Here is a 12861-nt window from a genome sequence, read left to right as displayed (position 1 = left end):
GCAAGTATGTCTGCGCGTCACCGAGAATTGAGGAAGTTACATGATGGTTGATACCGAACCGGACGCCCCCGAACCCGATGCGGCCGAGATCGATCCATCTGGTTTGAAGCCGGCGGACGAAACACCCATTGAAGTTCCGTCGGCGACCGAAGACGAGACGCAGGGCACACGGTCGCGACGACTGCAGCTCTCGGTTTCGCTTCGCAGCCTGACGGTTGCCCTGGTGATTGCCGCCCTTGTCGTCGGCGTCGGTGTCTTGGCCTCGCTATACGTAGGAGCGCAACGCAAGCTCGATGAGCAGGGCCGGCAATCCGAAAACAAGACGCACGCCGAAAGCGTTGCTCTGACTTATGCGGTAGAAGCGGCGGCGATGAATTACCGAGACCTCGATACTTGGAAAGTCAAGCTTGTTGCAGGCACGAGTCCCGAACTCAGCGAGAAGCTGACGAAAGCTGCCACGTCGATGGAACAGATATTGGTGCCCCTCCGTTGGGAGTCCACGGCGCGTCCGCTCGCGGCGAAGGTTCGTGCCGTGACTGGCGGAATCTATATTGTCGACTCTTTTGTCAGCGTTCTTACCAAGACTGCGCAGGCGCCGGAACCACTGCAGTCGACGGCGACGTATAGCGTCACGATCGACAGCGATCGGGATTGGCAAATAACCGAGGTAGGCGGGGTCGGCGACGCGTTAGAACCAAAATAGGCTCGCTCCGGGAAGGGGAATGATAATGGTGACGCGAAAAGGCATTGGCCGCTGGATCGTCGCCTTGATGTGCGCCCTGCTGCCGTTATCCGGTACAGCTGTCGTGACCGGACCTTCTAGTCGGGCGGATCCGTCCGATTATGACCGGCCTCCGGAGCCATTACCGATGGTCACTCCGACGCCTTCGGGCTGGGCGCCGAAATTTCCTTTCCCTTATGACGAAACGAGGGGAAGTGTTACCGATGCGGACATCAACGCCGAACGGGAGATGTGCCAGTGGTTCAATACCCAATATGACGAATTGATGCGCCAGATCGACCGGCTTCAATTCCACCGGATCACGCCGAACGGGCCCGGGGTGATCTCGGGCGCGGGTTCCGACTGGGACTATAGCATCGGCGACCTTCAACAGCAGGCCGACATAGTTACCGCAAATATTGACCAATCCGTGGACTTCCTGGCCCCGCGCGCCCAAGCGCTTACGCAGTCCACAGACCATGCCGGCGACATCTACTTCCCGCTCTATCAAGGTAAGGAGTTCTACTTACTGTGGCAGCACCTATCCAACGTCAGCGCTGGGATCAAAAGCCATCAACCCGACTGGTTCACCGGCCCATCGGTGAAACGAGTATTACGTTGGGGCACTAGAATCAAGCGTTCGCACGTATGCCAGTAGAACGCGATCCGGTAACTGATCCGAGACGGCGGGCGTGCGATTCGTCTCGATCTACGGCGGCCTCGAGGGAATCTGTTGCCGGCGCCGAACGCGTCCGCTCAGCAGAGGAGGATCAAAGAATGCGGGACCGTATCGGCAGTCGTCGGTGGCTGGCAGCCGCTGCGGCGGCGGTTGGATTGGTATTCAGTGCCGCGGTTCCTGGACGCGCTGACCCGCCTGGCGATGCGGCAGCCGACCCATTCCCAGACGTATCGCACATAACGGCGTGGTACGACGAAATCGAGCCAGACCGGTTCGTCGTTGCTGGCCGTCCGGGTATCTGGTTCTTGACGCCCTCGGGGCTCAACTGCGGCATTTGGGATAAGGGAAGCTTCGGCTGCGCCGGCGATATTCCGGGTGCGCCCTCGGGCGCGGATCACATCGCCTGGTTCAACGGGAATCGGTCGGTGCACTACGGCTGGACCGCGGGCATTCAGTTCCCCGCCGGACAGGCCATTGAGACCCTGCCGCCGCGCAGTTACGTTACCTACAATTCAACGATGTGCGCGATCAAGCCGGACAGCAGTGCATATTGCGGACGTGGTGAATTCAAGTTCTTGATGACGCAGACAGGGACTTGGTTCAAAGGCTACGACGAGACTGCCACGCGGGTCTGCCTAAGTTACGGGTCGTGTTGATGGGAGAGTTCAGGTGCTAAGACAATCACTTGCTCCACTTGACGTCCGGAGGGCGGCGTGGCGCCGGAAAGCGTGTATCCGACCGATAGTGACGATTGCGCTGGTTTTTTCGGGCGGTATGGTGCTGGCACCATCGGCTTTTGCGGATGCAGCGGGCGTGAAAGCCGTGATGGCGTCCGCGCGCAGCGGAACTTCATGCGGGCCGTTGACCGAGAACCCGATAGTCGCGCAAGCAGCGGAGATCATCAATAAGTCGACCGATGACTATGTTGAACATATCGCAAAACACGTCCCGATCACTGACCCACTTCCTGGGCTAAAGGATCTCGGTTACAGCGGGGATAAAGCGGTGGTGCTTCAAGGTGCTCGCCCCAACGAAGCTGACGCGATAAAGGGGATGTTACTGGAGGGACACGCCGCAATCCCGGACTGTTCCTACACAGATTTCGGTGTAGACGTGCGACGAAACGAAACGACTGGGTATAGCTTGGTCGCGGTGGTATTGGCGGGGACGGAGTGACTATGTCGGCGACGGCCGGACCGTTCAGCCTGCAGGCCGAGGGTGTCACTTGCAGGAAGTGCCGATGATTCGTATCCAGCTCATAATGCTAGCTCTGATTACCGGCGTTTCCGCCGTGACGCTGGCCCCGCCGGTGCACGCCGCGGATAGCGTCACGTACGAGGTCCTTTCAAGCGAGGTCACCTCGGCAGATATCGAGTACTTCGACTTCTCTGCGCGAAAAGTAGTGCGGGATGCGCCGCTTCCCTGGCGGACCACCGTGACGGTAGTCGACGCTCACGCGCCCTCCACGGATGGCGCTGAGGTTCGCGCCGATTGGCGCCCGCGTGTCTGTGATGGACGAGCCTGGTGCCCAGAGGCCAGGCCTAATAATTGGGTGACGGTACGGATCCTCCTTCGCGGGAAGGTCATCTGCGAAAGCACCCTTGATGTGGGCAATGCGGCGTGCTACGGCAGCACACCGTACAAATCCTGACCCCGGCTCATGGTGTGCACTCGGTTGGCGGCTCCCGACCCGCTAGGAGCTACTGATCGGCCTGTACCGGCGCGATGATCGGTACGACGAACTCCTCGAGCATGGCCAACTCGTCGGCGTCGTCGCAGCCTGTGAAGATCAACAGCGAGGTCATGACCCGAACCAGCCAGCGCGCACGCCGTGTGACAGTGCTGGGCTCGTCAGGTCCCAGCGTGAACAAAAACGCCGCGGTCAGTGCCTGGATGACGTCGGACTGCTCGGCGATTGCGCCACCGATCGGAATCCCCGTGCGGGTGAACCACGACGCCAGGGCGGGGCTTTGGCGCACCAACCGCAGCGCCGTGGTGACGCCGGCGATCAGCCGTTCACGCGGGTCGTCCAACCCGGTGATCTGTTCGACCACCTGGTGGTACAGCCGGGAGGATTCGCGGTTCATGTATACCGCGCGCAACGTTTCTCGGTTCTCGAAGTACCGGTACACCGTCGCGCGGGAGCAGCCTGCCGCCTTGGCGATCTCATGCATACCGACGCTTTCGGGCGGGTGGGTCGAGAACAGACTTCTGGCGGCATCGAGTATTCGGTCGGCCCCGATCTCGCCGCGGTGCTCCAGCGGCCAGACGTCGGATGGCTCGACCGGCGATCCGGTCCGCTGCCCACGGACCTCTCGCCGTTGCAAGGGATGCGTTCTTCCAGCCGTGGTCATATGCCGTCAGACATCCTTTCGGTCAGCTTAAGGGTCGCTGGCCAAGTGCCACGAACGTAACATCGACAACCCCTGCCCGCAAGACAATAACGACAACAGTTGTTCAATATGACTATTGAACGTTTGCGCGCGAAGCCATGGGCGCCGGCAAGGCGGTCGATCCGCGAGGCTCCACCAAGTCGTCAGCGGTCCCCGGCGGGTGCGCCGGCACGGCTCGCAACATGTCCCCCGAATGGTATAACTATATATCGTATTAGTCGTTCCCCGTCTGGTTGCCGGGCACTGAAACGAGGCAGGTATGAGTCACGTCATCTCGATAGGCAGCTACCTGCCGCCGTGGATCAACGGTTCCCGCCGGGTCAAAGGCCCCGACGAGGACGCACTGACCATGGCGGTGGCGGCGGGCCGCGCCGCCGATCCCGGCGCCTCGGCCCGCCGTGTCGTCATGGTGTCGCGCAACTTCCCGCTGCTCGAGGGTGGCAACGCGGCGGTGCTGCTGGCCGGCTTGTCGTTGGCCGCGGACATCTCGGTGACCGAGGTGCTCGGCGGTGCGCCCGCGGTGCTCGACCAGGCGACCAGTGCCGAGCCGGGCACGCTAGTGATCGCCGCCGACGACAACGACGCCTCCGCGGGTGCAGCTGCGCTGCTGACCGGCGATTCTGGCGCGACCTTGACCCCGGCGGCGCGACAGACCCGCAGCCTGCCCTTGCTGGCGCGTGCCGACGACGGAACACGGCACGCCTACGGCGATCCCCGCCTGCAGCGAGAGGTCGGGGTACGTTCGACCCTGGCGCGGCTTGGCCTGACCGGCACGCCCACTGTGGCCGCCGTCAGCGGAATCAAGTCCGCCCAATTGGGTCGCGACTTCGACACGTCCGCTGCGGTCGAGGACGCAAGTGTGTCGGGTGCCGCGGTGATCCGGCTGCTGGCCGATGCGATCGACAAAGGCGCACCCGGTCTGGTGCTCGCGATCGAGCAGTCCACGATCAGTGTGGCCGAACTGACGCTCACGAAAGTTCCGCCGCGGATCGTGCGCGACGAGGAGCCGCCGCGGGAATTGCCCAAGACGCGGGTCTCCGAAGGCGTCGGTATTCCGATCTCGCTGGCCGCATACGCACGCGCGTTTGAACCGAAATTACGTTGGGAAGCAGCGGTGTTCGACGAGCGTCCCGGTGTCGACACCGCACCGCAGTTCCCGCCTCGGCTCCGTGTCGACGACGGGGGTGCGTTGGCCCGGGATTACCGCATGGTGCCGCTGCCCCGCACCGGCACCGTCTATACCCACACGACGATCCGGATTCCGGTACCTGACCTGCCCAGCCCGTACTCGCTGGCAGTTGTCCAGCTCGACGACAGCCCGGTGCGCGTGTTGCTCAAAGTGACCGGTGTACCCGCCGGTGAGGCGACCATCGGGCAGCCTGGCTCGGTGGTGCTGCGCAAGATCGCCACCCGGGCCGGCATTCCCGATTACGGCTATGCCTTCTGGCCGGGCCGCACCTTCCAAGGAGAACAGTCATGAGGAACGTGGCCATCGTCGGCGCTGGGATGACCCCGTTCGCCGAGCATTTCGACCTCGGCATCAAAGACCTGGTGCCGATGGCATACTCCGAAGCCGTCGCGCACGTCGACAAGGGCATGGACAAGTCGGAGATCGAGGCTGCCTGGTTCGGCGAGCTGTCCACCACCGACGGCTTCCCGTCGGGCATCTTGGCCGACACCCTCGATCTCACCGACATTCCGGTCACACGTATCGAAAACGCTTGTGCCACCGGTAATGACGCCATTCGGAACGGCACGCTGGCGATTGCGTCGGGCCTCTACGACGTGGTGCTGGTCGTTGGCGCCGACAAGGTGCGTGAGACCGCATCGAACACGACATTTTGGGACTGGGCTGCGATGACCCGCGACAACGCTTGGGATTACCCGCTGGGCTTGGTCGCGCCGGCAAACTTCGCGCTGCACGTCATCCGCTATCTGCACGAGTCGCCGGCGACCAAGGAGCACATGGCGATGGTCGCGGTCAAGAACCATTTCCACGCGCTGAAGAATCCGAAAGCCCAGCTGCGTTACGAGATTACCGTTGAACAAGCACTGGCGGCGCCGATGATCGTCGAGCCCTTCGGGCTTTATGACTGCACCCCGCAAAGTGACGGTGCGGCAGCGGTCATCCTGGCCGCCGAAGAAGTCGTCGACCGCTACACCGATCGGCCGGTGTGGGTGCGCGGTGTGGGAATCGGCATGGACCGAGTGATGCACCAGCACAAGAGCGATATGACGACATTCCCGCCGACGGTGCGGGCCGCGAAGGCCGCGATGAAGATGGCCGGGCTGACACCGGGGGACGTCGACGTCGCCGAGGTGCACGACTGCTTCACCGGTGTTGAGCTGATCAGCTACGAGGATCTCGGTTTCGCCGATCGCTTCGAGGCCTACAAACTTGTCGAGGGACGCGAGCACTATGTTGGCGGCTCGATCCCGATCAACCCGAGCGGCGGGTTGAAGGCCAAGGGTCACCCTCCGGGCGCCACCGGGGTGGCGCAGTGCTATGAACTGTTCAACCAATTGCGAGGCGAGGCCGAAAATCAGGTTGACGGGGCACGAGTCGCCTTGGCACACAACATCGGTGGTCCGACTGCGGTCTCGGCGATCACCATCCTTTCCACCGAGAAGAACTGACAGGAGCGCCATGACCACCTCAGAAGTCGCCACGTTGCCCGGTTACGAAGAGTTCGCCCCGTGGCTGCTGGTGGAGAAGCGTGGAGGAGTCCACGTGGTGAGCATCAACCGCCCAGAGGCGTTGAACGCGGTCAACGAAGAGGTGCACCACGCGTTTGCCACCATCTGGCGGGTGCTGGCCACCGACGACGATGTCCGCGCTGTGGTGACGACCGGTGTCGGTAAGGCGTTCTCGGCCGGCGGCGACATGGTGATGTTCGGCCGTCTGATCGACGATCCGGTGGCTCGCCAGTTTCAGATCTCCGAAGCGCGCACCGTGTTCCTCGAGGTGATCAACTTCCCCAAGCCGCTGGTGTCTGCGGTCAACGGTCCGGCCGTCGGACTGGGCTGCTCTATCGCGCTGCTGAGCGACTTTCTGGTGATGGGGGAGAGCAGCTATCTGGCTGACCCGCACGTGGCGGTCGGCCTGGTCGCCGGCGACGGCGGGGCGGCGATGCTGCCGCTGCTGATCGGGATGATGAAGGCGAAAGAGTATGTGTTGCTGGGCGACAAGATCACCCCGTCGATCGCCGAGAAACTGAATCTGGTCACCAAGATCGCCGACGACGACGCGGTGCTCGACGAGGCGCTGGTGCTGGGTGAGCGGCTGGCCGCGCTGCCGTCGCAGGCCTTGCGGGCCAGCAAGGTCGCGCTGAACATGCACCTGTCTCGCGCTGCTCTCGGCGTGCTCGAGTACGCGCTCGCAGAGGAGTTCACCTCGTTCACGACGCCGGAGTTCCACGAGCGAGTGGCCGCCTTCCGGTCCCGGTCGGGTCAGAAGTAGCGCCCGGCGCGCCGGTTTCCGGTGGTGTGCCGCCGCCGGATAGCCCGGGAAAGTGCGCTGCGCGCTTCAGTCGGTTCGTCACAACTACGAAGTGAGGCATTGATGTCGGATGTGGTGCTGGTCGACGTCGCCGACGGCGTCGCCGACGTCCGGTTGAACCGCCCAGAGGTCATGAACGCGTTCAATGACGAGCTCTTTGAGGCGCTGATCGAAGCAGGCCAGTCGCTGCGATCCAGACCGGACCTCCGGGCTGTGGTGCTTTCTGGTGAAGGCCGGGGTTTCTGCGCGGGTCTGGACCGAACGAGCTTCGCCGGACAGAAGTCCGGTGGCTCGCTCATCCCAGCCGACGCTGACGGAGATCCCCAGCGCTGGGGCGACCTGGGCGTCGAAGGACTGTTGTTGGGGCGCGGCCAGAAGGCCGTCTGGGTCTGGCGGCTGATCGAGGTCCCGGTGATCGCCGCTGTGCACGGCGCCGCGATCGGTGCCGGTCTGCAGCTGGCGCTGGGCGCCGACATCCGCTACGCCACCGGTGATGCCAAGCTGGCTGCGGGTGAAATCAACTGGGGGCTCGTTCCGGATATGGGTGGAACCCAGTTGTTGCCGGCGCTGATCGGTCTCGACCACGCCCGAGATCTGATCTACTCCGGGCGCACCGTACGCGGAGATGAAGCAGCCCGGCTAGGACTGGTTACCGCAGTGTTCGATGATCCACTTACCGCTGCAACGGATTTTGCCCGCAACGTCGCGGCCCGCAACCCCCAGGCGATCCGGAATGCGAAAGCCTTGACGGCAGCGGCGGTGCCGGTGGCATCGGCGAACCTGCGGGCTGAGCGCCGCGCCATGTGGGAGACGATCGGAACTCCGAATCAGCTGGAGGCCGTGCAGGCCAACATCGAGAGACGCGAGCCTCGTTTCGTGGACTGAAGCGGGATGCGCGGAGCGCTGCGATGCCACGCCCCCTACACCTGCCGGGCGACCTGTCTGCGTGGCTTCAACCGTCGGTGATCTGCAGCAGCCGCCGGACCTCGCCGACACCGGCGATCGCCTCGTCGGGATGTGCAGCGATCGGGATCAGATTGAATTCGCGGCAGCCGGCGGACAGGTAGGGGCGTAGGGCGTTCGCGACGTCCTCGGGTGTCCCATAGGGCGTGTACTTTTCGAACTTCGCAAACGCTATTCGGTACAGCGACTCCATGGCGTCTGCCACCAGTAGACGGGCCCGTGCCGCGGAGTTGGCGACGCCGCACCAGACCTGCAACCCGTGACGCCATGCCACACCGTCCCGGCCGGCATCGCGCGCATGCCCCTCCACGATCCTGATGGACTCCTTCCAGCGCTGCGGCGTGGTCCACAGCGCCAGGTAGCCTTCCGACATCACCCCGGCGCGACGCAGGGCCGCGGCGGAGCGACCACCGACGGTCACCGGAACCGGGGCTGCCGGGGTGGGCGTCATCCGCACGGCATCGAGTTCGTAGAACCCGCCAGCGCGGTCGACAACCCGGCCGGCGAGCAAGTCGCGGACGATGCCCAGGGATTCGTCCATGCGCCGACCCCGCGTCGAAGGATCGACGCCGCACATCGCGACTTCGGCCGGATCCTCACCGCCGATGCCTACTCCGAACACGAATCGGCCGCCGCTCAGCAGGGCTAACGACAGCACCTGACGGGCGACCGGAACGGGGTGGCGCAGCGGAAGCAGGTAAACCGCTGTCTGGACCTCCAGATCGCAGAGTGCCGCCAATGCCGTTGCCTGGACGAGTCCGTCGAAGCCGCGCCCACCGTGGAACGCGATATGGTCGCCCACGCACACCCGGTCAATTCCGGCGGCCTCCACGTCGGCCACGCTTCGCCGCAAAGCTGTTGCACCGCCGACGAATAACTCGTGGGGCACTCGGATGCCCACGGTCACCTCCGGCTGCACCGCACTCCTCCGTCGCTGAACTCACATGATTAACGTATTATTAATTGAGCTGATTCTATCGCAGGGAGCGAGGCCGATGTCCAAGCCTGAGCAGACGCAGGAGACGCCGGAGGCGCGCTGGAAGCGCCAGGCCCAGCATTACGAGTCGGGAGTCCCCTTCAACCGGCAGTGCGGTGTTCGTGTCCTGCGCTGGGATGACGAGCAAGTCGTGATGACGCTTGCGCACGCCGAGTGGTTGTGCCACAGCGGCAACGGGTTCCATGGGGGCGTCGTGGCGTCGCTGGCAGATACCTGCGGCACGGCCGCATCACTGGCGGCCAGCGGCGCGCAGGGGTTCATCGCCACAGTGTCGATGAACATCAACTATCTCTCGGCGGCCACCAGTGACCTCACCGCTACCGGCGTCTGTATCAAACCCGGCCGGCGGATTCAGGTTTCCCAGGTCCACGTCCGCGATGCCACCGACCGCCTTGTCGCCGAGGCGATCATCACCAACGCGAAGCCGCTCTGAGCTCGCCGGACGCCGCCGTTTCCTACGGGCGGCGACTCGCCGATATCGCCGCGCAGAGCCCGGACGCGACGGCGATGATCTTTGTCACCGGCGCGGGGGCAGAGCATCGCGTCACCTGGGCGCAACTCGACCATCGCAGCAACCGTGTGGCGCGCGGCCTGACCGGCCTAGGCATCAGCCACGGCGACATTGTGGTGATCGGACTACCGAATTCGATAGAGCACGTTGTCATCGCGTTCGGTGCGTGGAAAGCCGGCGCATGCGTCCTGCCGCTGCGCTCGGATCTGCCTGAGTGGGAGCGCGGCCGTGTCCTCGACGTCACACGTCCCGCAGTCGTGGTGGCCTCGTGGCCGGACAGAGAAGGTCAGCGGGTGATCGCCGCCCGCACTCTCGAAGACCCGGCCATATCAACCGAGCCGGTGCCGGACAGGACGCCGGATCCGGCACGGGCCATCGCCACCTCAGGATCGACCGGAGTGCCAAAAGTGATCTGCATCAAGGGATCCGGCACGTTCTCGCTTGCAGGCACCGAATATGACTCCGCGCGCGAGATGGGCCATCGTGCCGGTCAGATCCAGTTGGTGCCCGCGCCGCTCTACCACACCAACGGCGCGCTGATCACGTTCACCGCACTGCTGCAGCGTCAGGTAGTGATCCTGCTGGAACACTTCGTCGCCGAACTGGTGCTCAGCCTGATCGAACGGTACCGCGTGAACACATTGACCGCGACCACGATCATGCTTCAACGAATGGCTCGTTGCGCCGATGTGCACCGCCGCGATCTCAATTCGGTTGAATCGCTGCTACACGGCGGTGCCCCCCTACCGGACTGGCTGGCCCGATTCTGGATCGACCGCCTGGGTGCCGGCCGGTTCTATGTCGCCTACGGATCCTCGGAGAATGCCGGATCCTGCTTAGCGACCGGGGAAGAGCTGCTGGCCCGACCCGGCACTGTCGGCCGCCCGGTTAACTCCGAACTACGGATTCTCGATGACGCCGGCGGCCAGGTCGCGCCCGGCGTGGTGGGAACCATTCATTTCCGGCGGCCCGGCCAAACCGAGCCGGTATTCCGCTATCTCGGCGACACCCGGCCCGCCACCACGGCGGATCTGTTCACCTCGGTCGGCGACATGGGATGGGTCGATGACGACGGCTATCTCTACCTCGCCGACCGTCGCGTCGACCTGATCATCTCCGGTGGCGTCAACGTCTATCCCGCTGAGGTCGAGGCCGCTTTGACCGAACACCCCGCGGTGGCCGACGCCGTGGTGGTCGGGCTGCCCGACCCCGAGTGGGGCAAGCGGGTCCACGCGGTCATCGAACTCAGTGATCCCGCTGCGGCGCCCAGCGCCGCCGAACTTCGGTCCTATTGCCGCGAGCGCCTGGCTGCCCACAAGGTGCCCAAGACCATCGAATTCGTCGTCGCCCTTCCCCGCACCGCGGCCGGCAAGATCCGCCGCGGCGACATGGCGCGCCAGCGCAATGGCTTTAATAGCTAAATGAATGAACTCTTGATATCGTCAAAACCATGGCGACACAGGTGCCGGTGGCGGAGAATCTGTTTACGTGGCCCGCGGAAGAGCCCCGACTGATCGCATCCGAACAAGACGGCGTGCTGTCCTTCCCGGCCCGCCCCGGAGAGAGCACGCGTCTGCTGAGCCGGCGAGGAACGTTGTGGGCCTTCACAACGCAGCAATTTCGTCCGCCCGCCCCGCCCTACGACGGTGACGACACGATGGAAACGTTTGTGCCCTACGCGCTGGGGTATGTCGAGCTGCCCGGAGAACTGCTGGTGCAAGGCCGGTTCACCGAGCCGGACCCGGCCAAACTGCGTATCGGCATGGAGATGGAATTGGTGGTAATGCCCTACACGACCCGCCCGGACGGCACCGAAATCTTGACTTACGCTTTTGCGCCCGTGGGTGAAGCGAATGAGGCGCGCCAGTGAGCGCGAAGAATGACGTGGCGATCGTCGGTGTCGGCCTGCACCCGTTCGGGCGCCACGGCGACAAACTGGCGCTACAGATGGGCGTCGAGGCGGCCCGGGCCGCGCTCGCCGACGCCGGCACGGAGTGGGCCAAGGTGCAGACGGCGTTCGTGGGCAGCTACGAGGTCTCTAACCCGGATGCGATCGTCGGATGGCTGGGGCTGACCGGGATCCCGGTCCGCGCTGTGTTCAACGGGTGCGCCACCGGCGGGACTTCGCTGCAGATGGCTGCCGCGGCGATCCGCAATGGAGAGGCCGACGTCGCGATGGCGATCGGCATGGACAAGCATCCGCGCGGGGCGTTCGCCGCGGACCCGGCCGTGGTCGGCCAACCCGCGTGGTACGGGCAGACCGGATTGTTTCTCACGACGCATTTCTTTGGCACTAAGATCAACCGCTACATGGGATTACACGGCATCTCCGCGGACAGTCTCGCCCGGATCGCCGCCAAGAACCTGCACAACGGCTCCATCACACCGCACGCGTGGCGGCGTAAACCCGTTCCGGCTGAGGTCATCCGGGACAGTGAGGTCGTCAACTACCCGCTGACGCGCTACATGTACTGCAATCCCTGCGAGGGTGCCGCCGCGGTGGTGTTGTGCCGCGGCGATCTGGCCCGCTCGTTCACTTCCACGCCGGTCTATGTCCGGGCCTCGGAGCTACGCACCCGTCGGCACGGCGCCTTCGAGGTGCAGAGTCCGTCTCTGCCGTTACAGACCGCGCCGAGTCCGACGGTCGATGCGTCGAGGGCCGCCTACGCGGCAGCAGGGATCGGACCCGAGGAGGTTCAGGTCGCCCAGTTGCAGGACACCGACGCCGGCTCCGAGTTGATTCATATGGCTGAGAACGGCTTCTGTGGCGACGGCGAACAGGAACAATGGATCGCTGACGGACGCACCGACATCGGTGGCGCGCTGCCGGTGAACACCGACGGCGGCCTCATCGCCAACGGTGAGCCCATCGGCGCGTCCGGATTGCGCCAGATTTACGAGACGGTGCTGCAGTTGCAGGGCCGAGCCGGCGATCGGCAGGTTCCGGGGCGGCCCCGCGTCGGTTACACCCATCTGTATGGGGCACCGGGAGCATCGGCGGTGAGCATTCTGTCGCGGTGAAGCCCGCACTAGCGGGAGCCCGTCGAGCGAGGTACGCGCTCTTTGCAGCGAAATGCCCGTGTGGGCATTGGTGACGA

At 64.3% G+C, this 12861-nt stretch carries 15 protein-coding genes; 13 read left to right on the top strand and 2 right to left on the bottom strand.

From position 1 onward, the window contains the following. The first annotated feature begins 40 nt into the window (after nucleotides 1–40). The 5 genes from DQP56_RS06620 (at nucleotide 41) to DQP56_RS06605 (ending at nucleotide 3051) form a co-directional block, all read left to right on the top strand. Nucleotides 41–703: a hypothetical protein gene (locus tag DQP56_RS06620; protein WP_112684166.1), complete on the top strand. Its 663-nt coding sequence runs from the start codon at nucleotides 41–43 to the stop codon at nucleotides 701–703. A 25-nt stretch (nucleotides 704–728) separates the two neighbouring features. Then, nucleotides 729–1379, top strand: coding sequence for a hypothetical protein (locus DQP56_RS06615; RefSeq protein ID WP_435673824.1), 651 nt, complete (start codon nucleotides 729–731; stop codon nucleotides 1377–1379). 119 nt (nucleotides 1380–1498) lie between these two features. Next, nucleotides 1499–2056 carry a hypothetical protein gene (locus DQP56_RS24415; RefSeq protein WP_133258892.1) on the top strand — a complete coding sequence of 186 codons (558 nt, stop codon included), beginning with the start codon at nucleotides 1499–1501 and terminating at the stop codon, nucleotides 2054–2056. A gap of 88 nt (nucleotides 2057–2144) precedes the next feature. Then, nucleotides 2145–2576 carry a hypothetical protein gene (locus tag DQP56_RS06610; protein WP_234825531.1) on the top strand — a complete coding sequence of 144 codons (432 nt, stop codon included), beginning with the start codon at nucleotides 2145–2147 and terminating at the stop codon, nucleotides 2574–2576. Nucleotides 2577–2640: 64 nt separating this feature from the next. Next, on the top strand, nucleotides 2641–3051 hold the full coding sequence (locus DQP56_RS06605) for an MmpS family transport accessory protein (protein WP_112684164.1): 411 nt from the start codon (nucleotides 2641–2643) through the stop codon (nucleotides 3049–3051). Between the two features lie 49 nt (nucleotides 3052–3100). Here DQP56_RS06605 and DQP56_RS06600 read toward each other — a convergent pair whose 3' ends face one another. Next, a complete protein-coding gene (locus DQP56_RS06600) occupies nucleotides 3101–3754 on the bottom strand; it encodes a TetR/AcrR family transcriptional regulator (RefSeq protein ID WP_112684163.1) in 654 nt (217 codons plus the stop codon). 298 nt (nucleotides 3755–4052) lie between these two features. Here DQP56_RS06600 and DQP56_RS06595 point away from each other — a divergent pair, with 298 nt between their 5' ends. From DQP56_RS06595 to DQP56_RS06580, 4 genes are all read left to right on the top strand, one after another. Further along, nucleotides 4053–5273, top strand: coding sequence for a Zn-ribbon domain-containing OB-fold protein (locus DQP56_RS06595; protein WP_112684162.1), 1221 nt, complete (start codon nucleotides 4053–4055; stop codon nucleotides 5271–5273). Continuing rightward, the gene (locus tag DQP56_RS06590; protein WP_112684161.1) at nucleotides 5270–6430 is read left to right on the top strand and encodes a thiolase C-terminal domain-containing protein; all 1161 of its coding nucleotides are present in this window, start codon (nucleotides 5270–5272) and stop codon (nucleotides 6428–6430) included. Before DQP56_RS06595 ends, DQP56_RS06590 begins: the two co-directional genes overlap by 4 nt. A 10-nt stretch (nucleotides 6431–6440) precedes the next feature. Further along, complete coding sequence (locus DQP56_RS06585) at nucleotides 6441–7253, top strand: enoyl-CoA hydratase/isomerase family protein (protein ID WP_112684160.1); 813 nt, start codon at nucleotides 6441–6443, stop codon at nucleotides 7251–7253. 111 nt (nucleotides 7254–7364) lie between these two features. Further along, nucleotides 7365–8177 (top strand): crotonase/enoyl-CoA hydratase family protein, encoded by an 813-nt coding sequence (locus tag DQP56_RS06580; protein WP_234825530.1) that lies wholly within the window; start codon nucleotides 7365–7367, stop codon nucleotides 8175–8177. A gap of 67 nt (nucleotides 8178–8244) precedes the next feature. Here the strand turns inward: DQP56_RS06580 and DQP56_RS06575 are convergent, their stop codons facing one another. Continuing rightward, nucleotides 8245–9174: an LLM class flavin-dependent oxidoreductase gene (locus DQP56_RS06575; RefSeq protein WP_112684158.1), complete on the bottom strand. Its 930-nt coding sequence runs from the start codon at nucleotides 9172–9174 to the stop codon at nucleotides 8245–8247. 76 nt (nucleotides 9175–9250) lie between these two features. On the opposite strand from DQP56_RS06575, the gene DQP56_RS06570 reads away from it, so the two are divergent. From DQP56_RS06570 to DQP56_RS06555, 4 genes are read left to right on the top strand one after another with little or no spacing between them, the layout of a single operon-like run. Then, nucleotides 9251–9685 carry a PaaI family thioesterase gene (locus tag DQP56_RS06570; protein ID WP_165824924.1) on the top strand — a complete coding sequence of 145 codons (435 nt, stop codon included), beginning with the start codon at nucleotides 9251–9253 and terminating at the stop codon, nucleotides 9683–9685. Further along, nucleotides 9580–11184, top strand: a complete 1605-nt coding sequence (locus DQP56_RS06565) for a class I adenylate-forming enzyme family protein (RefSeq protein ID WP_353617112.1) — start codon at nucleotides 9580–9582, stop codon at nucleotides 11182–11184. Before DQP56_RS06570 ends, DQP56_RS06565 begins: the two co-directional genes overlap by 106 nt. A 29-nt stretch (nucleotides 11185–11213) precedes the next feature. Then, complete coding sequence (locus tag DQP56_RS06560; RefSeq protein ID WP_165824923.1) at nucleotides 11214–11633, top strand: Zn-ribbon domain-containing OB-fold protein; 420 nt, start codon at nucleotides 11214–11216, stop codon at nucleotides 11631–11633. Next, a complete protein-coding gene (locus tag DQP56_RS06555) occupies nucleotides 11630–12784 on the top strand; it encodes a thiolase family protein (RefSeq protein WP_112684155.1) in 1155 nt (384 codons plus the stop codon). The genes DQP56_RS06560 and DQP56_RS06555 overlap by 4 nt, the downstream gene beginning before the upstream one ends. Nucleotides 12785–12861: the final 77 nt, after the last annotated feature.

Origin of the sequence: Mycolicibacter senuensis, assembly GCF_003284925.1 — a bacterium.
Classification (GTDB): Bacteria; Actinomycetota; Actinomycetes; order Mycobacteriales; family Mycobacteriaceae; genus Mycobacterium; species Mycobacterium algericum_A.
The sequence above is the reverse complement of the archived record's forward strand: the minus strand, read 5'-3'. Positions and strand labels throughout refer to the sequence as shown.